We start from the raw sequence: 23,754 nt of genomic DNA, 5'->3' as shown, positions 1-23,754 counted from the left end.
ATCAAAAGATGAAAAAATACTCAAAATATATATTATTTTTTATCGCGGCGCTAACCATAAGCAGCTGTGATGATTATCTGGATGTAACACCTGTTGGTAAAGTAATTCCGGAAACATTACCTCAATTTCGTGCCGTTTTAACAACAGGATATTCTGCTTATCCACAACATAAATCATTGAGCGCAGTTCGTGCAGACGAGCTTACAATGAATGAATTCTTCGACGATTTTATCTATTTCAGAGATATTTACATTTGGAAAGATGCAAATCCTGACAAGATTACCACTTCTTTTCAATATCAAAATTTATATACTGTAATTTTTTACACGAATGTATTAATCAACGAAGCGTCTAAAAAAATAGGAGCTTCTGCAGAAAGAGATCAATTAATCGGAGAAGCTTATGCATTGAGAGCAATGGCTTATTTTGATTTGGTTAACCTTTTTGCAAAACCTTACAATGCAGCAACTGCAGCAAGCGACAAAGCAGTTCCTTTAGCATTAGAAATAGATTTAGAACAGGCATTTATTCCAGAAAGTGTAGAAGTAATTTATAATCAAATTATTTCTGACACTAGAGAAGCAGAGAAATTACTTAATGTAGCATCTCAGCCAAAAGGATTAAATTACCGTTTTTCTAAAGTTTCTTTGTATAGTTTAGAAAGCCGTATTTACTTATATCAAAAACAATGGCAAAAATCTCTTGATGCTGCAAACAAAGCATTGGCAATCAAGAATGATTTAGTTGATTTAAATTCAACTAAAGTTTTAGCCAACAGATTTGATGGTGTAGAATCGATTTTAGCACTTGAAAATGTATTCAATAATAGTTTGAAATCAGTTTCATATGCTTCTCCTGATTTACTTTCGGCTTACAACAAAACAACAGATATACGTTACTCGCTTTACTTTTTAGCTAACGGAAGCCGTTTCAGAATCCAAAAAGGAGGAGAAGACGCTCAAAAATGTTCTTTTAGAACTTCAGAATTATACCTAACAAAAGCAGAAACTTTATTGGAATTAAATAATCTGACAGATGCTAAAACAACTGTATTAGATTTTGCTTCGAAACGTTACACTCCAGCTGGTTTAACTACCGTTACTGCTTCTGTTAATGCCATGAATGCAACTGATCTAGCCATATTTATTGGCAACGAAAGACGTCGCGAATTTGCTGCAGAAGGACACCGTTGGTTTGACTTGAGAAGAACTACTCAAAAGGAAATTGTTCATACTGTTGATGGACAAGATTATACATTGATACAAAATGATCCGCGCTATACGATTGTTTATCCTGCAAACGCGAGATTGAATAATCCCAATCTATAATACCTATTTGTTTTTTAAAAGGTCCGGTTTTGTAAACCGGACCTTTTTTTATTGGAAAAACTATTTAGTGAAGTATCTTTGCAAAATAATTCCAAAAAACAAAGGCAAAAAAAATGAAAATCGCTATTGTTGAAGACGAATATCTAGCTTCTAGTTATCTAAAATCCATTTTAGAGCAGCAAGATATTTTACCGATTTTAGAAATCAGTGTTTTAAAATCTGTGAAAGAAGCTGTTATTTTCTTTAGCGAAAACAAAGTCGATTTGGCTTTTATGGACATACATTTGGGAGATGGAAAAAGTCTCGAAATCTTCGAAAAGACAATTATCGCCTGCCCTGTCATTTTCATTACAGCTTATGATTCTTATGCGATTTCTGTTTTCAAACACTTCACTATTGATTATCTTCTAAAACCATTTGAAGAATCAGAATTACTAGAAGCACTTCATAAATTCAAAAAAATAAAAGACAGTTTTAACAGTGATTCTACGCTTCAATCTTTAGTAGCGATAGAAAATCCGGAGAACAACAAAATACAGCGTCATTTTTTAGTAAATCATGGTTATAAACTGATTTCTGTCAATGAAAACGAAATCAACTATTTTGCTGCGACTGGCAAACATTTGTTTATTTATTTAAAATCAGGAAACAGTTATTTATACAATAGTACCATAACCGACATCATAAATAGTCTCGATTCATTTCATTTCTTCAAAATAAACCGAAAATATATTGTTCATCGAAATAGTATAAAAGAAGTAGTCAAACATTCACATCAAAAAGTCGAACTTATTTTGACTGTTCCTTCTGTCGAAAACGATCCAATTTTTATCAGTAAAAAAGAAATCCATAATTTTAAAAGTTGGCTCGATCAATAAAATAATGGTAATTTAATCTAGAATTTACGCTTTTGCGAAAAATTAAAAACTGCATATTTGATAATTTGTGATTTAAAATCCGACTAAAAACTGCTAAAAAGATTTTAAAACGTTAAAATAGCGTTATAGAAATCATAAAACTGACATTTCAGTATCAAGTAGATAGCCGACTTTTTTAGTTTATTATTTATCTTTGAGAGTATAGAAATCAAATGTAAAAGAATATGCCACAAAACCGATTTTATCCAGAAGAACAGTTTAAAGAAATAGAAATAAATGCCTCATTACAATTAAAATATGCCATTTCAAACAGAGGACGATTAATAAGCTTTACTGACGAAATTGAAAATGGCCGCATCTTAAAAGGCGGTTTAAGTGACGGATATCCAACTTTCCGTTTTAAGGTTAAAAAAGACGATAAAATCGTTAACAAATATCTCTTCTTATACAAATTAGTTGCCCAATATTTTATCCCGAAAGATTCAGAAGATCAAACTTACGTATTGCATTTAGATTACAATAGAAGCAACGATGACGTGAAAAACCTACGCTGGGCAACCAAACAGGAAATGATGGCGCACAGCCGCAAAAGTCCACGCGTGATCCAAGCGAAAAAAAATCTAATAGAACACAATCTAAAATCGGACGGACGAAAATTAACAACAACTAAAGTCATGTTAATCAAAAAGATATTAGCAAGACCAGAACAAAAAACACGATTGAAAATGATCGCAAAACAATTTGGCGTAAGCGAAATGCAGATCAGAAGAATTGCCAGCGGAGAAAACTGGGGACACGTTAAGGTTTAATTATTAATGGTTAATGATTTGTAGTTGATGGTTATCGATAACTTATAACCCATAACTAAAAATTAAAAAGCCACAGATTACACAGATTAACACTGATTTTTTAAAAATCATTTTAATCCTAATAATCTGTGGCTGTTTTTTTTTAGCAACAATTGTAGTAACGATTAACAATTGATAATTGATAATTGATAATTGACAATTAACAACTAACTACAAACCATTAACTACAAACCATCAACAATTACTCACTAAATCTCAAAAATCAATTCAGAATTCACAATTTGCAATTCACAATTACTTCATTTTCTGTGAAAAGACCAAAATCTCTGTCTTTAAAAACAAAATTTCAGGTGTTCATATAAAATAAATCCTTAAATTCGCAATCACAAATAACAAAAGAATAAATCGAAAGATGAGTTTCGGAATTGTAGAATTCATTTTTCGATAGTTAATACTAAAAACAAAAAAAATGAAATACGACGTTATTGTTTTAGGAAGTGGTCCTGGAGGATATGTAACAGCGATTAGAGCTTCTCAATTAGGCTTTAAAGTAGCTGTAGTAGAAAAAGAAAATCTTGGTGGAGTTTGCCTTAACTGGGGATGTATTCCAACAAAAGCTCTTTTAAAATCTGCTCAGGTTTTTGATTATTTAAAGCATGCTTCTGACTACGGATTGAAAGTTTCTGAATTCGATAAAGATTTCCCAGCAGTTATTCAACGTAGCCGTGGTGTTGCGGAAGGAATGAGCAAAGGAGTTCAATTCTTGATGAAAAAAAACAAAATTGACGTTATCGAAGGTTTTGGAAAACTAAAACCAGGAAAAAAACTTGACGTTACGGATAAAGACAATAAAGTTACAGAATATAGCGCTGATCACATTATCATCGCAACTGGTGCTCGTTCTCGTGAGTTGCCAAACTTACCTCAAGATGGTGTAAAAGTAATTGGATACCGTCAGGCAATGACTTTGCCAACACAACCAAAATCTATGATTATCGTTGGTTCTGGAGCAATTGGAGTTGAGTTCGCTCACTTCTACAACTCAATGGGAACAGACGTTACTATCGTAGAGTTTATGCCAAACATCGTTCCTGTAGAAGACGAAGACGTTTCTAAACAAATGGAGCGTTCTATGAAGAAAGCGGGTGTAAAAATCATGACTAACTCTTCTGTAGAAAAAATTGATACTTCTGGAAACGGAGTAAAAGCAACTGTAAAAACAGCAAAAGGAGAAGAAATTCTTGAAGCTGACATCGTACTTTCTGCAGTTGGAATCAAAACAAACATCGAAAACATCGGATTAGAAGAAGTTGGTATTGCTGTTGACAGAGATAAAATCTTAGTAAACGCTTACAACGCAACAAATATTCCAGGATACTACGCAATTGGAGACGTTACTCCAGGTCAAGCTTTGGCTCACGTTGCTTCTGCTGAAGGTATTAACTGTGTAGAGAAAATCAAAGGTTTACACGTAGAACCAATCGATTACGGAAATGTTCCTGGTTGTACTTATGCAACTCCAGAAATCGCTTCTGTTGGTTTAACTGAAAAACAAGCAAAAGAAAAAGGTTACGAATTAAAAATTGGTAAATTCCCATTCTCAGCTTCTGGAAAAGCAAAAGCTGCTGGAGCTGCTGACGGATTCGTAAAAGTAATCTTCGATGCTAAATACGGAGAATGGTTAGGATGCCACATGATTGGTGCTGGTGTTACAGATATGATTGCTGAAGCAGTTGTAGCTCGTAAACTAGAAACTACTGGTCATGAAATCTTAAAAGCGATCCACCCTCACCCAACAATGAGCGAGGCTGTTATGGAAGCTGTAGCTGATGCTTACGGCGAAGTAATTCACTTGTAAAATATACAATGTAAAGATTCCTTCTTTACGGAGTTATATATAATTTTCAATTTATAAAATCCGATTTGCGAAAGCAGGTCGGATTTTTTTTGTCTTTTAAAAAAGGTATATTCTTTATTAAAAAATCATTGTTCTAGAATTAACATTCAAGATACATTCTTTATTTAATTTCAATTTGCAAACTGTAATTAGCCATTTACAGAAAAGATAGCGCAAAATAAAAATTTATCTTAAATTTTATATAAGAAAACTTTTTTATTGTAGCAAATTTCCTATTTTTATTACCTTTAAATAGATTTGCAATGAAACTACCTTTTATAGAAATAATCGAAGCTACAACAAGTGATCCTAATTTATTAATGTGGAAACATCATGATGAAGATAAAGAAATAAAAAATGGAGCTAAATTAACTGTTCGTGAAAGTCAGCAGGTAATGTTGCTAAACGAAGGCCAACTTGCAGACGTATTTTCTCCGGGACTTCATACATTATCAACCGCAAATATTCCTATTTTAAGCAGATTAAAAGGCTGGAAATACGGTTTCGAAAGTCCCTTTAAAGCTGATATTTATTTTTTCAACACCCATCAATTCATCAATAATAAATGGGGAACTCCTGCTCCTATTTTACTTAATGATCCACAATTTGGTCAGATCAGAATTCGTGCTTTTGGAAGTTTTGATATAAAAATTAACGATGTCGCTAAATTTTTCCGTCAATATGCTGGAACTTATAAGCAGCTCACCATTTTTGAATTACAAAACCAATTACGAGATTTTATAGCTCCAAAATTTGGAGAAGTTCTCTCTAATGAAAATATTACGATTACAGACGTTGCTGGAAACATTACACAATTAGGTAAAAAAATAGAACCTTATCTAAAACCATATTTTGAGCAATTAGGAATCGAACTTACTCAGTTTGTCATAACGAGCGTAACCTTACCAGAAGAAGTTACAAAACATTACGATAAAATCACCAATATGAATATGGTAACCGATATGGATAAATTTACCAAATTCAATACTGCAACTGCAATTGGAGATAAAGGAACTGTTCTTCATGACGCTACTCAAAACGCTTTGGGAATGGGAATTCTTTTAAATCAGTTACAGCAAAACAAAGAGACTCCAAAACAAGAAACTTCAGACGATTTAACTTCAAAACTTCAAAAACTGAAATCTTTATTTGATGCTGGTTTAATTGACGAAGACGAATTCAAAACGAAGAAAACCGAATTATTAAATCAGTTGTAATGGAAGAGAAAAAAGTCAGTTCGTTTTTAGATAAATTAAAACAAAAAGCGCAAAATCAAACCAATTATGGAGGAGAATACGAAACGACAGATGCGCAAATGAATGCAAGAGATTGTCCAAATTGCGGCGCTGGACGTGCCAAACAAGACGGTGTAACTCATTGCGCCTACTGTGGTTTTGAGTTTTTGAGCACCAAACTTTCAGACGGACTTTACATTAAAAAAGAAGATAATTCAATTTAAAAAATCAAAAATAAAGTGTTCGGACTATTCAATAAAAATACAGAAGAAAATACGCCAGAATGGTATGCTGAACTTCAGGAATCAAAAGAAAGATGGTTTGCTTTTCTAGAAAAACTGGAAGCCAAAATGGAAGAATTGGCAATGGCTGCAATTCCAGAGTTAAAACAGATTTTAAAGGAAGACGATGATTTATACAAAAGAACTTTTCATAATGTATATTCTGGTATAAATGGTCAACTAAACAACATTAGAACAAAAGCCAGAGAAACTTATGAAGAAAAAATAATCAATCTCTATTACAACATCAATTCTCAAGTTTCTGTCTTAAGCAAACATCACGATTTGATTTCAGATTTTAGAGATGTTTCTTCGAACCGCTATTACGAATTTGAAAACAAATGCGAGTATTGGAGAAAACAGATTGAAAAAACAAAAGAACGCGATCTTGAAATCGAGTATCAAAAAATATTAGGCGAATTTGAAACTATAAAAGACAAATTCAACTGTACACAATGCGGTGGAAATTTGACTATCGACAAGATATTTTTAATCGAAACGTATGTTTCTTGTCCGTATTGCAAAACCCAAAACACATTTACTCCAAGTACACTCGGAAGAAATTTACAAAATATCGCGCGAGAACTTGCAGAACAAAGAACTGCACATTTACAGGAAGAATATGAAAGTGAAGTAGAGAAAGAAAGAGAATTATATCACGAGCATCATAAATTGAGTTTAAGTACGATTCATGAATCGAATAAAAGTGTCTTAAATGAAATTCATTCTAAAATGAAAGACTTAGAAGAACAAAGACAATTTGCTATTCAAAATGCACCAAAATTGCGTCAGATTTACCTACGAGCCATGTACGACGAATGGAACAAAATCACGCCGGATTTAAAAGAACACAACGAAAAAATGTATCAGAATCAATTGAAATATTAATTTATTAATCCAAAAAAATCGACAAATGTTTAAAAAATTTTTTGACTCTATAACTGGAGACAACAAGCAGGAAAATGAAAATTATGAAGCTTCAGCTTCAAATGATAATTATGAAAATGATTATGAAGATGGATATCAGGAAGTAGAATACGATCCTGAAACTTTACACGGAACACACTATTCAGTAGAAGATTTTGATGCAGAAGTAGCTTCAAGAGCCGAAGCATGGATCGCAGATGAACGTGCAAGCGGAGAAAACTTAGAAGACAAAGACATTCAGAACATCTATTTTAATTACAGAAGAGAAGTTTACCTAGAATGGAATAACTGTGATACTGATCAAATGATTCGTTTTGAACACGCTAATTCTCTAAAATATACTGGAATTCAGACTTCTGGATTTGTAAAAGTAGAAGATAACAATCCACTCTTAGAACCTGTTCATGGCGTAGATTTAAGAACTTACACCGCAATGTGCCTTAAAATAAGTGCCGGAATCGATCATCTGGAAGTTTGTAAAGCAATGGGATTTGAACCTATTATTTGGGAAGAATTAAATACCATCTGGCCACAGCGTATGGGAGAAGATACTTCGTTTACAGTTACCACTCTTTTTGGGCAATATTATGCTGAAAATGTTACTGTTCCTCAATTGGAGAATCTTAAAGCAGAAATTTCAGAAGAAGGAGCTGCAAACTTAGAAAGAATGAAAAACGATCGTTATTTCTATGAAGAATTGGCCGGCGCAAGACAAGCAGCTTACGAATACGGAATTGATGGCGCTCAATGGATTTTAGAAAACTTCGGAATCAATTTAGCTGACTTCCAATCGGTAGCGATGCAATGGATGACAGAGCAAAATCAAAACTGGAACTCCGAAAGTATTCTTGAATTTTCTAATTACCAGCAGGAAAAACAAAAAGAATATGCTGCAAAATTTGCCGCAGAACAAGGCGGAAATGTTGCAGACGATGTAAATTTCTAAATTCTTTTCTGATCATAAAAAAACCGATTTGCAAAAAAACAAATCGGTTTTTTATTTGTTTAAAATAATTCATAATTCAACAAAACCACTTAAAATACAATATAATGGAAGAAACAAAAATATTCTACGCCGACGGAGAAAATCCAAAAATGATTGAAGCTTATAAAAAAGCTCAGGAAACTTTTAAATATTTCTGGAGAGAATTATCTTGGGAATACCGCAGAATAATTCCAGGGCTAGACGTTGCTTGTGTAAAACTGGCTTTTACTCAGGAAATTGATGGAGAAACTGTAGTAGAACACATGTGGATCAATGATGTAAATTTTGACGGAGAGAACATATACGGAATCTTAGTAAACGATCCAGATGAATTAACGAATGTAAATAATGGTGACGAAATACAAATTCCAATCAATCAAATCAGTGATTGGTTATTTGCTATTAATGGAAAAACTTACGGCGCTTTTACCATTCAAGCCATGCGTTCTGAAATGAGCGAAGACGAAAGAGAATCTCACGATGAGGCTTGGGGATTAGATTTCGGTGATTATAATGATATTTTGGTGGTTAATGAACAAAAAGAAAAACCTGAAAATTTGCTTGAACATCCGATGAGCAAAAACATGAAGGAAAGCCTTATTGATTTTGTAAAAAATAATCCAGAAGAAGTAACTCATCAAGATGAATTAGGATATACTTTTTTACATCGCGAAACAATTGCAGGAAATCAAAATTCAATTGAAGTTTTGTTAGAATCAGGAGCAGATAAAAATGCTAAAACAGAAAATGGCAAAACGGCACTTGATTTTGCCAAAGAACTAAAATGGGAACATCTGTTACCACTGCTTCAATAAATTACTAAAAATCCGATTTACGTAAATCGGATTTTTTTTATTCCATTCTATGAGAAATAAATATTGATTTTTCGTAACAAATTGGATATTAATTTTTAATAATAAAGCTTTAATTTTGCACTGCCCAAAATCAAAATCTGACATGAAAAAATTATTGTTGCTTTTTATAATTGTTCTTTTTTTACCAAATTATTCTTCTGCACAAACCAAACCTGATCCAGAAACTATTTTTGCAAAATCGTACGATTATGTAAATGATTTTGAAAAGATTATGAGTCCAAGTCAGGCGAAAAGTTTAGGAGATTTTTTAAAAGCCAGTGAAACCAAAACGAAAAGCAAAATACTTATTGTGAGCACTTCTTCTATAAGTCCTTATACAGATTTGACCGAGTACTCTTTAGATTTAGATAAATATTTGCTTTCTAAACTAAAAGTAGACACTTCAATATTGATTGTAATTAGTAAGCAATTAAGACAAATTCAGGTTCAGGGAGTAGATAAAATCCGTATTAAAATGACAGATGAAGAAATGAAAAATATCATTTCAACTTATGTGGTTCCAGAATTAAAAAAAGGCGATTATTACAAAGGTTTACAACTTGGTACTGAACAGCTCATCAAAAAAATAGAATAAAATATAGAATCCGATTTTCTTTCAAAAATCGGATTTTTTTATTTTTGTATTTATAAAAAAAACTTTTTTTAATATAAAAACACTTTAATATAGCTATCTTAAAACTGCCATTAAAATAATTTCGCTTCATATTTTGTTATAAAATATATTTCCTAAAATTAAAAACCTTATAAACAATGAAGCTAGAAGACTATAAAAAAGAATTTACAGAAGATGATGCTGTTGGATGGTTAGAAATCGATAAAGAATTTGATCGCTTATATCCTGGCCAGGAACCTAAACATTTTGCTCCTCCCATTCCGTACATGCTTGGTGGTGATAATCCGCTAGATGGTGTAAGCTATTACGAAAGTAAAAAACAGGAAGACCATTATCATTTCATCACTTACGGTTTTTCAGAATTATATTATAACGAAGAAAAAGTAGATGGAGAATTTAGTAAATGGGGATTTGAACTTACCTTTAGATTAAAACCGTACGAAGCCGATAACGGAAATCCAAGCTGGGCTGTCGCATTATTACAAAATATTGCCAAATATGTTTTTAATAGCAGAAAATGGTTCGAAGAATTTCATTATATGCCAGCCAACGGTCCGATTCGTTTAAACACCGAAACCGAAATTACTGCATTGGTATTTGTAGCAGATCCTGAAGTTCCCAAAAAACAAACTCCTCATGGTGAAGTTTTGTTTCTTCAAATCGTAGGAATAACTTCTGCAGAATTTGATTACATTGTAGAGAATCCGGAAAAAGTAGAAGAATTAGTTAACAAACTAAAGGAAAACAATCCGTTATTAATTACCGATTTAAATCGAAAAAATTAAAATACACAATCCGATTTTCTTTCAAAAATCGGATTTTTTTATGTTCTGAATTTACTTTTCTCCAATAAAAATAATATCTTGTAGATGCTTTTAACGAGAAAACTATACAAATGAACTTAGAAGAATACAAAAAAGAATTTACAGAAGATGATGCTGTCGGCTGGTTAGAAATCGATAAAGAATTTGATCGCTTATATCCTGGTCAGGAACCTAAACATTTTGCACCAGCAATTAGTTATATGCTGGGTGGTGAGCATCCGCTTGACGGGGTAAGTTATTATGAAAGTAAAATACAGGAAGATCATTACCATTTTATCACTTACGGTTTTTCGGAGTTGTATTATAACAAAGAAAAAGTAGATGGTGAATTTAGTAAATGGGGATTTGAACTTACCTTTAGATTAAAACCTTACGAAGCCGATAATGGAAATCCAAGCTGGGCTGTCGCATTGTTACAAAATATTGCCAAATATGTTTTTGATAGCGGAAATTGGTTCGAAGAATTTCATTATATGCCAGCCAACGGTCCGATTCGTTTAAACACTGATACCGAAATTACTGCATTGGTATTTGTAGCAGATCCTGAAGTTCCCAAAAAACAAACTCCTCATGGCGAAGTTTCTTTTCTTCAAATCGTAGGAATCACTTCTGGAGAATACGAACACATTGTAGAAAATCCTGAAAAAGTGGAAGAATTAGTTAACAAACTAAAAGAAAACAATTCACTACTTATAACTGACTTAAACAGAAAATAATGGCTAATACTTTTTATTCCTATTCTGCTTATATATTGCCTTCTTCAAATGCAACCATTTTGGCTTTAAAAGAGTATTTAGAGGAATTTTATCAGAAATCTGACCATGAAGATCAACCAGATATTGACCTTAGAGATAATCAAATTACCCTGATTTTTAATGATGAATATCGTTTCTATATTTATCTATCTGAGGAAAAACATGTAAATGAAGAAGCTTTAGAAATTGCCGAAGATCTAGAAACAGATTGGAACGAAGAACCTTTCGATAAACAAAAATTAAAAACTGCTCAAAAAAGATTTGAATTATGGGGAGATGAGGATTTTGATATGGATTACTTTAATGATAGTTTATTTATCTTAGATCAGATAGAAAAATTTTCAGGTATAATTATTTTTCAAAATAGCTAAAACAGCTTTAAAGAACATCAATTCAAAAAAGATAAAATTTCACTTTACAAAATGATCAATTACAACAACAAAATTTTTAAACCTGTAAGCAATACTGAAAACGGAGAAACTTCTAATGAAACAACGTTTCTATACAAACAAGAAGGCAATATCTTAACTTCTCAATATACAGGAGGAAAAATCATTTCAGGTCATTTGATTGGTTTAGTCGATAATCTGGGAAACATCGAAATGCGTTACCATCAAGTAAACGAAAAAGGTGAATTAATGACGGGAATCTGTACTTCTAAACCAGAAATTTTAGAAAATGGAAAAATAAGACTTCATGAAATCTGGCAATGGACATCGGGAGACCAATCCAAAGGGAATTCGATAATTGAAGAACAATAAATTCGATTAATAACCAAACCGCATTAACCCAAAACTAAAATGAAATTTTTTCAATTAACCGCCTTTATATTTTTAACCACCATAACTTTTTCACAAACAAAAATGCGCCCCGTAAACGAACTTATAGACCAAGATGATTCTGGATGGAAACTGATAAAAGAATGGATTGACAGCGCCAAAAACAAAGTAGAAGTTTTGCCTGCCGACCCGCAAAAAGCCAAAGATGCACTGTATCAAGTACAAGTCACCACAAAATCTCCAATGGGAGCCGTGGTTTACAAAACTGGTGGCATCTTAATCGATAACGGCTGGATTAGAATTTTAGGTTCAGGAAGTTCTAAACTTAACCGAAGTCTTCCAGACTGGAACAAAGGCAAGTCTTTTAAAGAAGCAGGAGAAACGCCTTCTTTTCTATTAATCGCAGATGATGCCCTTGGCGGCTTTTACATTTTAAATGGCGGAGCTCTTGGTCAGGATCTTGGCAAAGTCTATTATTTTTCGCCCGATAATTTAGAATACGAACCCTTGGATATTTCCTATTCTGAATTCTTAGGTTTCTGTTTTACAAACGATCTCGACAAATTTTATGCGGGCAGCAGATGGGAAAACTGGAAAAAAGAAGTACCGCAACTTCAGGGTGATCAGGTATTTAACTTTTATCCGTTTTTGTGGACAGAAGAAGGAAGCGACATCAACAAAGTGCAAAGAAAAATCATTCCTGTTGAAGAGCAATACAGCTTAAATTTAGATTTAAGAAAACAGCTGGGACATTAAAATTTATCGTTCAAAATAAAGTAAGCATTTTATGGGCGTGTCCCTCCGGGTCAGGCTGTCCGTTATATCTTTTATATTCCCGATAGCCATCGGGAATATAAAAGGATGCCACTCCCATCCTTCACGCATTGTGTTTTCATAAGAACATTTTGTGTTAAAATAATTAGTATTTTAGTAAGATCAGAACTACAACCTAAAACCTTCTAAATCATGCTAAAACAAATTCTATTTCTCCTATTTTTTACTTTCGGAGCGCAAACGTATTCACAAGAACTTGGTTTTACAACTCCCGATTACAAAGCGATTGAAAAAGAAATAAACAATAAAAGCTCCCAATTCTTCTATCCCAAACTAATGGAAAGACTCATGAAAAATGATACTCTTTTGACACAAGAAGAATATCGCCATTTGTATCTGGGATATGTTTTTCAGCCCAAATACAATGCTTTCTGGAGATCTCCAGATGAGAAAAAACTCAATGAATTTTACAGCAAAGAAAAACTGGAAACTTCAGATTATGATGAGATCATTAAACTATCCAATCATTCTTTGAGTGAATTTCCATTCGATCTAAGACAACTAAATTACCTCTCTTATATTTATCATTTGAAAGGAGATGAAGCAGCTTCTAAAATTGCTGCTTTTAAATTTCATAGTATTATGAATGTAATTCTGTCTTCGGGAGATGGTAAAAAATGTGAAACTGGCTTTCATGTCTTACTCGTTGAACACGAATATGTCTTATTAAATCTCTTTGAACTCGAATCAAAAGGACAATCATTAGTCGAAAATTGCGATTATCTTAGTTTTGAAAAAGGCGCTTACAACGTAGACGGAATTTATTTTAATATCGAAAAAATGCTGGAAAACGAGAGGAAAGCACTTAAATAAACCAGTTTTTTTTAATTTTTATAAAAGAATATTCATCACTCCAACAGATAATGCTGGTGGAGTTTTTTTTTGATTATTAAAACATTTTTATTGTTTATCAATAAACATTTATTACTTTAGCACAATAAACTTTTAATCTTAATTACAAATGGAAATTAAAATTGGAACATCGCAGATCCTAAAAATTTTAAACATTTTATCTTGGATCATCTTTATTGGTTTATCTGTAGAAGCTGGTATGTATCTCTTTAACGGAATTTACACTATGACTATAAATTCGTATAATGCCCGTTTTTTAAATTTATTGGACATCTATAATTTTAATACTTCGTATTATATTCAGGAAATGTGTTTTATGAGTATTGTCGCCATTTTAAAAGCCATAATGTTTTACTTAATCGTAAAAATGTTACACGAAAAAAAGATAAACATAACACAACCTTTTACAGCAGAAATGGGAAGATTTATATCTTATATAGCTTATCTGTCTTTCGGAATTGGTTTGTTTTCACTTTGGGCAGCAAAATTCAACAACTGGCTGATGACAAACAATGTAAAAGTTCCCACATTAGAAAGCTTGAATCTTGAAGGTGGCAGCGTCTGGATCTTTATGGCAATCATATTATTGGTTATCGCACAAATTTTTAAAAGAGGAATCGAAATACAATCTGAAATTGAATTAACTATCTAAACGAAAAAATTATGCCTATTATAGTAAATTTAGACGTCATGATGGCAAAACGAAAAATGTCATTAAACGAACTTTCAGAAAAAGTAGATTTAACTCTATCCAATCTTTCCATTTTAAAAACCGGAAAAGCAAAAGCCATTCGTTTCAGTACTCTCGAAGCTATCTGTAAAGTTTTAGATTGCCAGCCTGGAGATATTTTAGAGTTTTCAGAAGATTAAATCTTTAAAGAATTTTTCATATTTTATTTGTATTTTCGTACAAAAAAAAACATTTTATACAACAAATAGATAATGATGTTAATATAAAATCAAAACATATTTACATTAAAAATCTTGAAATGAAATGTAAAAAGAACTTTTAGATATGAATATATTGAAAACACTATTTCTTCTAATTATCATTTCACTTTTCAGTTGCAAAAATGATAATGCTTCTAAAAACCGATTCAAATATTATGAATTAATTAGTAAAAAAACAGAAACAATTGATGTTAAATATGTTATGTGGGCAACTACAGACAGACCTAATTATATATTAGAAAAACATTTCAAAAATGATACAACACAACTCATAAAGTATTGCTTTTATTTGGATACGAAAAAGGAAAAAATCAAAAAATTTTCATCAAAAAACAAACAAAGTCTATTAGATGGCAAAACAATTCGTTTAACTGGAAAGTTTTATAAAACAAAAAAATTTGATGATTTTTATCCTTACCAATTTTTTGAACCTTATAGTTTTAAACCAAAAAACGGATATTTTTTAGTTTTTGTTTATGATGAGATAAATTCAAAATAAAAACAATCATGTCCGAAACGCACCTCAAAATTGTCTTTTAAGCACCTTAAACAATTGATTTTTAGATTGTAATTTTACTTTACTAATTTCTAAATCAAAAAAGTATGAGCACTCACGATTTTACCACAACAATAGTAGTGGACCATTCGCCTGCAGAAGTTTTTAAAGCCGTTCAAAACGTTCGAGGCTGGTGGTCTGAAGAAATTGAAGGCAAAACAGCCCAGTTAAATGACGAATTTGATTATCATTATGAAGATGTTCATCGCTGTAAAATAAAATTGATTGAAGTAATTCCGAATCAGAAAATGGTTTGGTTTATCGAAAAGAATTATTTCAAATTCACTGAAGACAAAACCGAATGGACAGGAACAAAACCTACTTTTGAAATCAAAGAAAAAGACGGAAAAACCCAATTGACTTTCACTCATCTCGGATTAGTTCCAGAATACGAATGTTTTGAAATCTGTCGCGATGCTTGGACAAATTATATCCAGAACAGCCTAAGAAAACTTATTGAAACAGGAAAAGGAGAACCAAACGCTACAGGAAAACCGCAAACAGAAAACGAGAAGAAGTTATCGGCAGGAAATTAATTTTTCATAAATTCGTTGTACTAAATCACGAAAATTATGAATCCACTTTTTAGAAACACTTTGGCAGTTCTTGCTGGTCTTGTTATTGGAAGCATTGTCAATATGAGTATTATTTCAATAAGTGGCTCTATAATTCCGCCTCCAAACGGCGCAGATGTTACAACTGCAGAAGGTTTAAAAGCAACGATGCATTTGTTTGAACCCAAACATTTTCTGTTTCCGTTTTTAGCGCACGCGATCGGAACTTTTGGCGGTGCTTTGACTACAGCATTGATTGCGGCTTCAAACAAAACAAAACTGGCTTTTTTTATTGGAGCTTTCTTTTTGTTTGGTGGCATTGTCATGGTTTACACGCTTCCGTCTCCAATTTGGTTTAGCATTATCGACTTAGTTTTTGCTTATCTTCCAGCGGCTTATTTAGCTTCAAAAATTGCTACAAAAAAGAAACAATCATGAGTGATGAATCTTCTATAAAACCAGCAAAAAAATGCTACGAACATCTCGGTGGCAAACTCGGCGAATTACTTTTGGAAAATTTTGCCGACAAAAAATGGATTGCTAAAAAATCGCCTTCTGACAAACATTTTTATATTACCAAATTGGGAGAAAAAGAGTTCGCTAAACTTGGTATAGACCTTTCAAAAATCAAATCTGAAGTAATTTAATTTTATAAAATTCAGTGCGTTTTCTGCAATAATTATAGCGCTTAATTTCATACCTTAGTTTGCTTTAAAACATTGAATTATGACTAAGAAAGAAATCGCTAGAAACTTCCTGAATCTTGCTGCAAAAGGGCATTCACACGAAGGTTTTCGATTATATGTCGGAAAGAATTTCAAGCATCATAACGCACACTTCAAAGGCGATGCAGAAACTTTGATGCTTGCCATGGAAGAATCTGCCAGAACAAATCCAAATAAGATTTTTAAAATTCATCATATTTTGGAAGATGAAAATCTCGTTGCGGTACATTCGCATCTTAAACAAACCCCTACAGATATTGGTTTCGCCGTAGTTCACATCCTAAAATTCAAAGATGATAAAATAGTAGAACTTTGGGATTTAGGACAACCAATTCCAAAAGAAACTATTAATGAAAATGGGATGTTTTAGTTTTCAGTCGCAGTCTCAGTTTAAAGTGACCGAAAACTGAGACTGCGACTGAAAAAACTGAAACTTGAAACCTGAAACAAAATAACCTCCTAAAACAAAAATGAATTACATCACCAAAATCGCCTTCTTATCTCTAATCATTTTAACAAGCTGTAATTTAACGGCACAGAAAAAAGACAATTATCAAAAATCTATTGATAGCGTAATTCAAAATGCCAATCCGAAATTTAGTGGTGTGGTTTTGATTTCGAAAAATGGAAAAACAGTCTATTCAAAAGCAAAAGGTTTTGTCAATTTGGAAACCAAAAAACCTTTAACACTCGATAGTCAATTTGAAATTATGTCTTTAACGAGACAAATTACTGTCTCTTTGGTTTTGCAAGAAGTAGAGAAAGGGAAAATTGATCTTCATACTCCAATAAAAAAATACCTGCCCAATTTAAAACAAACATGGGCAGACACTATAACAGTGCATCAGTTATTAAATCATTCGCATGGAATCACTGATTTACAAAAACCTTTACTTTTCAAACCCGGAAGTGATTTTAAATATGGTAATGAAGGCTATCCGATATTAGGTCAGATTCTTGAAGCGGTTTCTAAAAAAAGCTATTCAGAACTGGCAAATGATCTGTTTAAAAAGCTAAAAATGAATCATACCTTTTGTTACTCTAAAGACAGCGATCAAAATTTAGTTACAGGATACATGAGCAACAATAACAATTTTGAAAAAGCAGAGAACAATTTAATAAGTCCGTACAAAGTACCTTCGAGCGGCCTTGTTTCTAATGTGAAAGATCTTTTAATCTGGAATAATAATCTTCACAAAGGGAAAATTCTAAAACCTGAATCGTACAAATTAATGACATCATACACCATTAAAAATCAGCATAACTTCTTCGGAAAAGAGGAAGAAGGATACGGTTACGGCTTAAGAATTATTGAAAAAGAACCTGTAAAATATTTTGGCCATACTGGTCTTGGAAACGGATTTTCTGCTGTAAATTTATACTTTCCTGAAAGTGATGTAAGTCTGATCGTTTTAGAAAATCAGATGCCAGAAGATTCAAATTTGTTTTACGCAACTGAATTCAAAATCAAAAACATTCTTTTTAAAAGTGATTTATTAAATAAAAAGTAAAATGGCAAAAAATAAAACTACAGAAACCCAAAACAGCGTTACTGATTTTATTAACGCTGTTGAAAATGAAGCAAAAAGAAACGATGCTTTTGAACTTCTTAAAATCATACAAGAAACCACAGGATTTGAACCCAAAATGTGGGGACCGAGTATTATTGGTTTCGGAAGTTATCATTACAAATATGAAAGCGGACATGAAGGAGATGCGCCATTAGCTGGCTTTTCACCAAGAAAAACAGCAATGACCGTTTACTTTTATCTGCCTGAAGAAAATAGAGAAGAACTTTTATCGCAACTTGGAAAACATACTTCTTCTAAAGCTTGTATTTACATTAAAAAATTAACCGATATCGACATTGAAATCTTAAAAAAGATAATTTTACTGTCTGTCGAATACACACAAAAATTATATCCCTCCAAATAAAAATGATCACATTCTTAATTCTTCTGTTTTTAATAGTTTTTGCTACTTATAGATTTCTAAAACATCCAAAATTTGGAAAAGCACCTTCTGGCGAAAGACTAACTGTAATTCAGAATTCGCCTCAATATAAAAACGGTAAATTCGAAAATCAATCCTTCACTCCCGATCTTGCTGAAGGCGCAAGTATGGCGGGAGTTTTGTTTGAATTCTTCTTCAAAAAGGTAGATAGAAAAACACCAACCGATTTGATTCCGTCTGTAAAAACCAATTTAAAAGAGCTTTCTGCCAATCAAGATGTTTTAGTTTGGTTTGGGCACTCGTCTTATTTTATTCAGTTGGACGGAAAACGTTTTTTGATTGATCCTGTTTTCAGCGGTAACGCCTCTCCTATTCCCGGAACTACAAAATCTTTCAAAGGATCTGATATTTACACCGTTGAAGATCTTCCTGAAATTGATTATTTATTGATTACACACGATCATTACGATCATTTGGATTATGATACCATTTTAAAATTAAAACCTAAAACCAAAAAAATTATCACTGCTCTTGGTGTCGGTTCTCATTTTGAATTCTGGGGCTTTCCAACTGAAAATATCATCGAAAAAGATTGGTTTTCTACCATTCAATTAGATGAAAATCTAACGCTTCATACAGCTCCATCTAGACATTTTTCTGGAAGAAGTTTTAAAAGATGTAATACACTTTGGACTTCCTTCATTTTAGAAACCAAAGACTTTAAAATGTATTTAGGAGGAGACAGCGGTTATGATACTCATTTTGCCGAAATTGGCAAAAAATACGGTCCGTTTGACGTTGCTTTGCTTGACAATGGTCAATATAACGAGAAGTGGAAATACATTCACAATATGCCAGAAGATGTAATTAAAGCCATGAAAGACTTAAAAGCGAAAAGAGTTTTTCCTGTACATTCTTCAAAATTTGCTTTATCGTTGCATTCTTGGGATGAACCTTTAAATAAAGTAACTGAATTAAATAGTTTGTCTGAAAATCCGATTCCGTTAATCACACCAATGATTGGAGAAGTGATTCAATTGAAAAACGAAAAACAGGAATTTAAACAATGGTGGAAAGGAGTTCAATAATTTTAGATTGCAGATTTTAGATTTTAGATTGCCTTGAAACTGAAAACTGAAAACTGAGACTGAGACTGAAAACTCTGACTGAAAACCGAGACTGAAAATATGAAACAAAAAACATACTTTTTTGCAATTGCATTTTTATTAACGATAAACCTTTTTTCTCAAAATACTTATGTCTTTTTGGGATCTTACAATCGTGATAAAACCGCTGACGCAATTCAGGTTTATGAATTGGATACATTGAACGGGAAATTAACCAAATTTACTGCGGTTAAGAATGTTGTGAATCCGTCTTATTTGGCAGTTTCTCCCAACGGAAAATATGTTTATGCTTGTACCGATACCAAAACGCCAAATGCAGGAAGTATTAGCAGTTTTGAATTCAATCCTAAAAATAAAAGTTTAACTTTTTTAAACAGTCAGAGAAGCGGAGGCGAAAATCCTGTCTATGTTTCTGTACATAAAAGTGGTAAATGGATTGCAAACGCTAATTACAACGAAGGAAGCGTTTCTGTTTTTCCAGTTTTAGAAAATGGCAAAATCGATTCTATTGCACAGAATTTTCAATATTTAGACGGAAGCACTCATAAAGAAAGACAAACAAGATCACATGTACATTCGGCTGTGTTTTCGCCTGAAAACGATTATTTATTTTTACCCGATTTAGGAGCTGATAAAATTCGTTGTTATGCTTTTGATGAAAATCAGAAAAAGCCTTTAGTGGAAACGAAAAATCCATTTACAAAAACCGATTTAGAAGCTGGTCCGAGACATTTTACTTTTCATCCGAACCAAAAATTTGGATATTGTATTGAAGAAATGGCGGGACAGATAAGCTTTTATAAATATGAAAATGGTATTTTGAACAAAATCCAGCGTATTGCAACGCATCCTGATACAATAAAAGAAGGTTTTGAAAGCTCGGATGTTCATATTTCGCCAGACGGAAAATTTCTGTATGCGACCAATAGAGGAAAAGAAAACAACATCGCAATTTTCTCAATAGACAAAAACGGATTGCTAAAAAATATTGGTTATCAATCTACTTTAGGAAAACATCCACGTGTTTTTGCCATTGACGAAAGTGGTAAATTTCTAGTTGCATCAAACGTTGAAACAGGAAATATTGTTGTTTTTAAAAGAGATTTTAAAACTGGTTTATTAAAGAAAACAGGAAAACAAATAAAAATGGAGCATGTTTCTTGCGTTCAGATTAAGAAAATTTAATTCTTGTGTCATTTCGACCGAAGGGGGAAATCAGACTCTTAATTCTACAAAGATTGGAACTTTTCTGTACGGAAATACTAGTGTGATTTCTCCCTTCGGTCGAAATGACAAACTTGACTTAATTAAAAAATAAAAAAATGTCAACATCAAACTTCAATTTACAGCCAGATATCTTAGAAAATGAACTCACAAAATTAATTCCGTTAGAAGAAAAATATTTTGAAGTATTATTTGAAGCAGCTTCTGATCCGTTAATCTGGGAACAAAATCCTGTAAAAAACCGTTATCAAAGAGAAGGATTTAAAACTTTTTTTGACATCATAATTACAAAAAGTCCGTTTTTAATTCTCGATAAACAAACCAATGAAGTAATGGGAACAACAAGTTTTTACGATTACGATCCTCAAAAATCGAGCGTTGCAATTGGATACACTTTTATTACCAGAAAATACTGGGGCGGACCTTACAATAAGTCAAACAAAAAATTACTGATTGACTACGCCTTTCAATACGTTAATTCGATTCTCTTTCATGTTGGAGCAGAAAATTTCCGTTCCCAAAAAGCCATTTTAAAACTCGGAGCAGAAAAAATTAATGATTTGACCTTTAATGTGAATGGCGTCGAACTACCGTATTTTGAATACGAATTAAAAAAAGGTTAGACATTAAAAGTTAAGAGTTAGAAGTTTTACTAAAACTAAAATAATTCTTTTAGCTCTAAAACTTTCAACTCACAACTCATAATCCATAATACAAAAATGAAAAGAATAACAGTCTTCTGTGCCTCAAGTTTTGGTACCGAAAAAATATACGAAGAACAAGCAACTGCATTGGGAAAAACACTTGCAGAACAAAATATAGAATTAGTTTACGGAGGCGCAAATGTCGGCTTAATGGGCGCAGTTGCAGACGGAGCATTAAATGCAGGCGGAAAAGTAATTGGTGTACTGCCAAACTTTTTAAGATCTAAAGAAATTGCGCATTTAAATTTGACCGAATTAATTGTCGTAGAAAGCATGCACGAACGCAAAACAAAAATGAATGATTTATGCGACGGCGTGATTGCTCTTCCTGGCGGTTTTGGAACTCTTGAAGAGCTTTTCGAAATGTTGACTTGGGCACAATTGGGGCTTCATAAAAAACCAATCGCCATTTTGAATGTAAATGGTTTTTATCATTCACTCATTGCACTACTTCAAACCATGACCTCCAAAGGTTTACTCAAAGAAGTTAATAGAGAAATGCTTTTGGTGAGTGATAACATTGAAGATTTATTGCACCAAATGAGAAATTACACCGCTCCTACAGTTGGAAAATGGATTGATAAAAAAGAAATTTAATATCATGACTAAAAACTGCTTATTGCAATTCTGAATAAGCAGTTTTTGTATACATTCGCAACAAATTAATCCAACCAAAAAACATGAAGAAAATTACTTTTTTATTATTCATTATTTCTTTAATCACTTTTAAAACAACAGCACAAGATTCTAAAGCAAAATTCGGAATACAAGCAGGCTTAAACTACTCAAGCCTTAGAGGTTACGATTCTTATTCAGATAAAAGTCCAGGTTTCGCTTATGTATTCGGACTCTCTTTTCAACATGAAATTCAGGAAAACTTATCACTAAGAGCAGATCTGAATTATGAAAGAAAAGCTCAAATTTTTAAAGGCAAAATCGATGTTCTGAATCCAGATTTACCAACAGAACCAATTGATGGAAATTATAGATATAAAGTCACAGCCTATTTGAACTATATTGTACTTCCAATTATGTTAAAGTATAATTTCTCTGGCGATAAAAGTTTTTACATAAATGGCGGACCTTATTTGGGTTATTTACTTAAGTCCGGACAAAAATCAGAATCAAATATTCCAGATACAATTGCTTCAGATGATGAAGACACAAAATATAAAAAATCAATAGATTTTGGTTTTTCAGCCGGAATTGGAAAAGAATTCAAACTGAATAAAGACAGTCAAATCTATATTGAAATAAGAGAAAATTTAGGTCTAACGAATATTTCTGATACAGAGATTATTCACAATGGTACTATTAAAACCAATTCACTTAATTTATTACTAGGTTATAGTTTTAATTAAATTTTAGCACATTTACTACAGCAATTTCATAATTTAGAGGTCAGAAGAAAAAAGAAGTTTTCAGATAAAATCGACTTCTTATATTAAACTTATAACCTCTAACTTCTAAAGAATGAAAACAGAAAACAACAAATATGCAAAGGCCGAAATGCTGATTCGAAAACCTGTTTCGGAAGTTTTTCAGGCTTTTATTGATCCTCAGATTACGAGTAAATTTTGGTTTACCAAAGGATCAGGAAAATTAGAAGAAAATCAAAAAACAGAATGGACCTGGGAGATGTATGGTTTTTCTCTTTCGGTTAAAACACTGGTTTTACAAGAAAATAAAAAGATTGTAATCGAATGGGGAAATCCTGATGAAATCACTTTGGTGGAATGGGTTTTTAATCCGTTAAACGAAAATGAAACTTTTGTTAGTATTACCAATTCAGGATTTCACGGAGATTCTGATAAAATAATTGATCAAGTCCGTAATTCTACAGAAGGTTTTACGTTGGTTTTGGCGGGTGCAAAAGCGTATTTAGAACATCATTTATTACTGAATTTAGTTTTAGATCGTTTTCCTAAAGGATTAGCTTAGTTTTGATTTAACCGCAAAGCACGCAAAGGTTTTACGCAAAGGTCGCCAAGTTTTTTCTGAGATTCATTAAAATGAAAAGTTCGCAAAGCTTTGTCTTTATAAGCTTTTATCAACTCAAAGCTTTGCGAACTTAAAATATAGATTAAG

The 23,754-nt window shown here is 32.4% G+C and carries 31 protein-coding genes; all 31 read left to right on the top strand.

Going from position 1 to position 23,754, the window contains the following annotated elements; all coding sequences use genetic code 11:
* Positions 1 to 8: 8 nt before the first annotated feature.
* Positions 9 to 1,328 carry a RagB/SusD family nutrient uptake outer membrane protein gene (locus tag VGE71_RS06465; protein ID WP_331137589.1) on the top strand — a complete coding sequence of 440 codons (1,320 nt, stop codon included), beginning with the start codon at positions 9 to 11 and terminating at the stop codon, positions 1,326 to 1,328.
* Positions 1,329 to 1,441: 113 nt separating this feature from the next.
* The gene (locus VGE71_RS06460; protein WP_331137588.1) at positions 1,442 to 2,206 is read left to right on the top strand and encodes a LytTR family DNA-binding domain-containing protein; all 765 of its coding nucleotides are present in this window, start codon (positions 1,442 to 1,444) and stop codon (positions 2,204 to 2,206) included.
* A gap of 224 nt (positions 2,207 to 2,430) precedes the next feature.
* A complete protein-coding gene (locus tag VGE71_RS06455; protein ID WP_331137587.1) occupies positions 2,431 to 3,015 on the top strand; it encodes an NUMOD4 domain-containing protein in 585 nt (194 codons plus the stop codon).
* Positions 3,016 to 3,484: 469 nt separating this feature from the next.
* The gene (gene lpdA / locus VGE71_RS06450; RefSeq protein ID WP_331137586.1) at positions 3,485 to 4,873 is read left to right on the top strand and encodes a dihydrolipoyl dehydrogenase; all 1,389 of its coding nucleotides are present in this window, start codon (positions 3,485 to 3,487) and stop codon (positions 4,871 to 4,873) included.
* Between the two features lie 302 nt (positions 4,874 to 5,175).
* Positions 5,176 to 6,129: an SPFH domain-containing protein gene (locus VGE71_RS06445; protein ID WP_331137585.1), complete on the top strand. Its 954-nt coding sequence runs from the start codon at positions 5,176 to 5,178 to the stop codon at positions 6,127 to 6,129.
* The gene (locus VGE71_RS06440) at positions 6,129 to 6,371 is read left to right on the top strand and encodes a hypothetical protein (protein WP_331137584.1); all 243 of its coding nucleotides are present in this window, start codon (positions 6,129 to 6,131) and stop codon (positions 6,369 to 6,371) included. Before VGE71_RS06445 ends, VGE71_RS06440 begins: the two co-directional genes overlap by 1 nt.
* A 15-nt stretch (positions 6,372 to 6,386) precedes the next feature.
* Entirely contained in the window at positions 6,387 to 7,316 is a 930-nt protein-coding gene (locus tag VGE71_RS06435) for a hypothetical protein (RefSeq protein WP_331137583.1), read from the top strand.
* 25 nt (positions 7,317 to 7,341) lie between these two features.
* On the top strand, positions 7,342 to 8,301 hold the full coding sequence (locus VGE71_RS06430; protein ID WP_331137582.1) for a DUF6620 family protein: 960 nt from the start codon (positions 7,342 to 7,344) through the stop codon (positions 8,299 to 8,301).
* Between the two features lie 104 nt (positions 8,302 to 8,405).
* Complete coding sequence (locus tag VGE71_RS06425; protein WP_331137581.1) at positions 8,406 to 9,155, top strand: DUF2314 domain-containing protein; 750 nt, start codon at positions 8,406 to 8,408, stop codon at positions 9,153 to 9,155.
* 142 nt (positions 9,156 to 9,297) lie between these two features.
* Positions 9,298 to 9,789 carry a TPM domain-containing protein gene (locus VGE71_RS06420; RefSeq protein ID WP_331137580.1) on the top strand — a complete coding sequence of 164 codons (492 nt, stop codon included), beginning with the start codon at positions 9,298 to 9,300 and terminating at the stop codon, positions 9,787 to 9,789.
* Between the two features lie 176 nt (positions 9,790 to 9,965).
* Complete coding sequence (locus VGE71_RS06415) at positions 9,966 to 10,613, top strand: suppressor of fused domain protein (protein ID WP_331137579.1); 648 nt, start codon at positions 9,966 to 9,968, stop codon at positions 10,611 to 10,613.
* Between the two features lie 110 nt (positions 10,614 to 10,723).
* On the top strand, positions 10,724 to 11,368 hold the full coding sequence (locus VGE71_RS06410; RefSeq protein ID WP_331137578.1) for a suppressor of fused domain protein: 645 nt from the start codon (positions 10,724 to 10,726) through the stop codon (positions 11,366 to 11,368).
* Entirely contained in the window at positions 11,368 to 11,778 is a 411-nt protein-coding gene (locus VGE71_RS06405) for a hypothetical protein (protein WP_331137577.1), read from the top strand. Before VGE71_RS06410 ends, VGE71_RS06405 begins: the two co-directional genes overlap by 1 nt.
* A gap of 51 nt (positions 11,779 to 11,829) precedes the next feature.
* Positions 11,830 to 12,168, top strand: a complete 339-nt coding sequence (locus VGE71_RS06400; RefSeq protein WP_331137576.1) for a n-acetylglutamate synthase — start codon at positions 11,830 to 11,832, stop codon at positions 12,166 to 12,168.
* 39 nt (positions 12,169 to 12,207) lie between these two features.
* The gene (locus VGE71_RS06395) at positions 12,208 to 12,942 is read left to right on the top strand and encodes a DUF2625 domain-containing protein (RefSeq protein ID WP_331137575.1); all 735 of its coding nucleotides are present in this window, start codon (positions 12,208 to 12,210) and stop codon (positions 12,940 to 12,942) included.
* A gap of 210 nt (positions 12,943 to 13,152) precedes the next feature.
* Entirely contained in the window at positions 13,153 to 13,833 is a 681-nt protein-coding gene (locus VGE71_RS06390; RefSeq protein WP_331137574.1) for a DUF4919 domain-containing protein, read from the top strand.
* A 148-nt stretch (positions 13,834 to 13,981) separates the two neighbouring features.
* The gene (locus VGE71_RS06385) at positions 13,982 to 14,524 is read left to right on the top strand and encodes a DUF2975 domain-containing protein (protein WP_331137573.1); all 543 of its coding nucleotides are present in this window, start codon (positions 13,982 to 13,984) and stop codon (positions 14,522 to 14,524) included.
* Between the two features lie 11 nt (positions 14,525 to 14,535).
* Positions 14,536 to 14,742: a helix-turn-helix domain-containing protein gene (locus tag VGE71_RS06380; protein ID WP_008468622.1), complete on the top strand. Its 207-nt coding sequence runs from the start codon at positions 14,536 to 14,538 to the stop codon at positions 14,740 to 14,742.
* A 145-nt stretch (positions 14,743 to 14,887) separates the two neighbouring features.
* Positions 14,888 to 15,322: a hypothetical protein gene (locus tag VGE71_RS06375; protein ID WP_331137572.1), complete on the top strand. Its 435-nt coding sequence runs from the start codon at positions 14,888 to 14,890 to the stop codon at positions 15,320 to 15,322.
* Positions 15,323 to 15,426: 104 nt separating this feature from the next.
* Complete coding sequence (locus VGE71_RS06370) at positions 15,427 to 15,915, top strand: SRPBCC domain-containing protein (RefSeq protein WP_331137571.1); 489 nt, start codon at positions 15,427 to 15,429, stop codon at positions 15,913 to 15,915.
* A gap of 36 nt (positions 15,916 to 15,951) precedes the next feature.
* Complete coding sequence (locus VGE71_RS06365) at positions 15,952 to 16,371, top strand: hypothetical protein (RefSeq protein ID WP_331137570.1); 420 nt, start codon at positions 15,952 to 15,954, stop codon at positions 16,369 to 16,371.
* Entirely contained in the window at positions 16,368 to 16,580 is a 213-nt protein-coding gene (locus VGE71_RS06360) for an ArsR family transcriptional regulator (protein WP_331137569.1), read from the top strand. Before VGE71_RS06365 ends, VGE71_RS06360 begins: the two co-directional genes overlap by 4 nt.
* Positions 16,581 to 16,659: 79 nt before the next feature.
* Positions 16,660 to 17,028, top strand: coding sequence for a nuclear transport factor 2 family protein (locus VGE71_RS06355; protein WP_331137568.1), 369 nt, complete (start codon positions 16,660 to 16,662; stop codon positions 17,026 to 17,028).
* A gap of 100 nt (positions 17,029 to 17,128) precedes the next feature.
* Positions 17,129 to 18,169, top strand: a complete 1,041-nt coding sequence (locus VGE71_RS06350) for a serine hydrolase domain-containing protein (protein WP_331137567.1) — start codon at positions 17,129 to 17,131, stop codon at positions 18,167 to 18,169.
* A gap of 1 nt (position 18,170) precedes the next feature.
* Positions 18,171 to 18,593 (top strand): DUF1801 domain-containing protein, encoded by a 423-nt coding sequence (locus VGE71_RS06345; protein ID WP_331137566.1) that lies wholly within the window; start codon positions 18,171 to 18,173, stop codon positions 18,591 to 18,593.
* Positions 18,594 to 18,595: 2 nt separating this feature from the next.
* Positions 18,596 to 19,699 carry an MBL fold metallo-hydrolase gene (locus VGE71_RS06340; RefSeq protein WP_331137565.1) on the top strand — a complete coding sequence of 368 codons (1,104 nt, stop codon included), beginning with the start codon at positions 18,596 to 18,598 and terminating at the stop codon, positions 19,697 to 19,699.
* A 99-nt stretch (positions 19,700 to 19,798) separates the two neighbouring features.
* Positions 19,799 to 20,923 (top strand): lactonase family protein, encoded by a 1,125-nt coding sequence (locus tag VGE71_RS06335; RefSeq protein WP_331137564.1) that lies wholly within the window; start codon positions 19,799 to 19,801, stop codon positions 20,921 to 20,923.
* Positions 20,924 to 21,060: 137 nt separating this feature from the next.
* The gene (locus tag VGE71_RS06330) at positions 21,061 to 21,585 is read left to right on the top strand and encodes a GNAT family N-acetyltransferase (RefSeq protein WP_331137563.1); all 525 of its coding nucleotides are present in this window, start codon (positions 21,061 to 21,063) and stop codon (positions 21,583 to 21,585) included.
* Between the two features lie 96 nt (positions 21,586 to 21,681).
* Positions 21,682 to 22,263, top strand: coding sequence for a TIGR00730 family Rossman fold protein (locus tag VGE71_RS06325; RefSeq protein ID WP_331137562.1), 582 nt, complete (start codon positions 21,682 to 21,684; stop codon positions 22,261 to 22,263).
* An 83-nt stretch (positions 22,264 to 22,346) separates the two neighbouring features.
* A complete protein-coding gene (locus VGE71_RS06320) occupies positions 22,347 to 23,027 on the top strand; it encodes a porin family protein (protein ID WP_331137561.1) in 681 nt (226 codons plus the stop codon).
* Positions 23,028 to 23,139: 112 nt separating this feature from the next.
* Entirely contained in the window at positions 23,140 to 23,607 is a 468-nt protein-coding gene (locus tag VGE71_RS06315; RefSeq protein ID WP_331137560.1) for an SRPBCC family protein, read from the top strand.
* The last annotated feature ends 147 nt before the right edge of the window (positions 23,608 to 23,754 follow it).

The organism is Flavobacterium sp., from assembly GCF_036405015.1.
GTDB lineage: Bacteria > Bacteroidota > Bacteroidia > Flavobacteriales > Flavobacteriaceae > Flavobacterium.
The sequence above is the reverse complement of the archived record's forward strand: the minus strand, read 5'-3'. Positions and strand labels throughout refer to the sequence as shown.

Bases quoted from the DNA above. Each gene is read 5' to 3' on its own strand.
- VGE71_RS06355 (WP_331137568.1), top strand. From the start codon at position 16,660: ATGACTAAGAAAGAAATCGCTAGAAACTTCCTGAATCTTGCTGCAAAA.
- VGE71_RS06415 (WP_331137579.1), top strand. From the start codon at position 9,966: ATGAAGCTAGAAGACTATAAAAAAGAATTTACAGAAGATGATGCTGTT.
- VGE71_RS06370 (WP_331137571.1), top strand. From the start codon at position 15,427: ATGAGCACTCACGATTTTACCACAACAATAGTAGTGGACCATTCGCCT.
- VGE71_RS06395 (WP_331137575.1), top strand. From the start codon at position 12,208: ATGAAATTTTTTCAATTAACCGCCTTTATATTTTTAACCACCATAACT.
- VGE71_RS06430 (WP_331137582.1), top strand. From the start codon at position 7,342: ATGTTTAAAAAATTTTTTGACTCTATAACTGGAGACAACAAGCAGGAA.
- VGE71_RS06335 (WP_331137564.1), top strand. From the start codon at position 19,799: ATGAAACAAAAAACATACTTTTTTGCAATTGCATTTTTATTAACGATA.
- VGE71_RS06400 (WP_331137576.1), top strand. From the start codon at position 11,830: ATGATCAATTACAACAACAAAATTTTTAAACCTGTAAGCAATACTGAA.
- VGE71_RS06315 (WP_331137560.1), top strand. From the start codon at position 23,140: ATGAAAACAGAAAACAACAAATATGCAAAGGCCGAAATGCTGATTCGA.
- VGE71_RS06460 (WP_331137588.1), top strand. From the start codon at position 1,442: ATGAAAATCGCTATTGTTGAAGACGAATATCTAGCTTCTAGTTATCTA.
- VGE71_RS06385 (WP_331137573.1), top strand. From the start codon at position 13,982: ATGGAAATTAAAATTGGAACATCGCAGATCCTAAAAATTTTAAACATT.
- VGE71_RS06425 (WP_331137581.1), top strand. From the start codon at position 8,406: ATGGAAGAAACAAAAATATTCTACGCCGACGGAGAAAATCCAAAAATG.
- VGE71_RS06455 (WP_331137587.1), top strand. From the start codon at position 2,431: ATGCCACAAAACCGATTTTATCCAGAAGAACAGTTTAAAGAAATAGAA.
- VGE71_RS06465 (WP_331137589.1), top strand. From the start codon at position 9: ATGAAAAAATACTCAAAATATATATTATTTTTTATCGCGGCGCTAACC.
- VGE71_RS06375 (WP_331137572.1), top strand. From the start codon at position 14,888: ATGAATATATTGAAAACACTATTTCTTCTAATTATCATTTCACTTTTC.
- VGE71_RS06410 (WP_331137578.1), top strand. From the start codon at position 10,724: ATGAACTTAGAAGAATACAAAAAAGAATTTACAGAAGATGATGCTGTC.
- VGE71_RS06405 (WP_331137577.1), top strand. From the start codon at position 11,368: ATGGCTAATACTTTTTATTCCTATTCTGCTTATATATTGCCTTCTTCA.
- VGE71_RS06380 (WP_008468622.1), top strand. From the start codon at position 14,536: ATGCCTATTATAGTAAATTTAGACGTCATGATGGCAAAACGAAAAATG.
- VGE71_RS06445 (WP_331137585.1), top strand. From the start codon at position 5,176: ATGAAACTACCTTTTATAGAAATAATCGAAGCTACAACAAGTGATCCT.
- VGE71_RS06420 (WP_331137580.1), top strand. From the start codon at position 9,298: ATGAAAAAATTATTGTTGCTTTTTATAATTGTTCTTTTTTTACCAAAT.
- VGE71_RS06350 (WP_331137567.1), top strand. From the start codon at position 17,129: ATGAATTACATCACCAAAATCGCCTTCTTATCTCTAATCATTTTAACA.
- VGE71_RS06345 (WP_331137566.1), top strand. From the start codon at position 18,171: ATGGCAAAAAATAAAACTACAGAAACCCAAAACAGCGTTACTGATTTT.
- lpdA (WP_331137586.1), top strand. From the start codon at position 3,485: ATGAAATACGACGTTATTGTTTTAGGAAGTGGTCCTGGAGGATATGTA.
- VGE71_RS06325 (WP_331137562.1), top strand. From the start codon at position 21,682: ATGAAAAGAATAACAGTCTTCTGTGCCTCAAGTTTTGGTACCGAAAAA.
- VGE71_RS06365 (WP_331137570.1), top strand. From the start codon at position 15,952: ATGAATCCACTTTTTAGAAACACTTTGGCAGTTCTTGCTGGTCTTGTT.
- VGE71_RS06440 (WP_331137584.1), top strand. From the start codon at position 6,129: ATGGAAGAGAAAAAAGTCAGTTCGTTTTTAGATAAATTAAAACAAAAA.
- VGE71_RS06390 (WP_331137574.1), top strand. From the start codon at position 13,153: ATGCTAAAACAAATTCTATTTCTCCTATTTTTTACTTTCGGAGCGCAA.
- VGE71_RS06320 (WP_331137561.1), top strand. From the start codon at position 22,347: ATGAAGAAAATTACTTTTTTATTATTCATTATTTCTTTAATCACTTTT.
- VGE71_RS06360 (WP_331137569.1), top strand. From the start codon at position 16,368: ATGAGTGATGAATCTTCTATAAAACCAGCAAAAAAATGCTACGAACAT.
- VGE71_RS06340 (WP_331137565.1), top strand. From the start codon at position 18,596: ATGATCACATTCTTAATTCTTCTGTTTTTAATAGTTTTTGCTACTTAT.
- VGE71_RS06330 (WP_331137563.1), top strand. From the start codon at position 21,061: ATGTCAACATCAAACTTCAATTTACAGCCAGATATCTTAGAAAATGAA.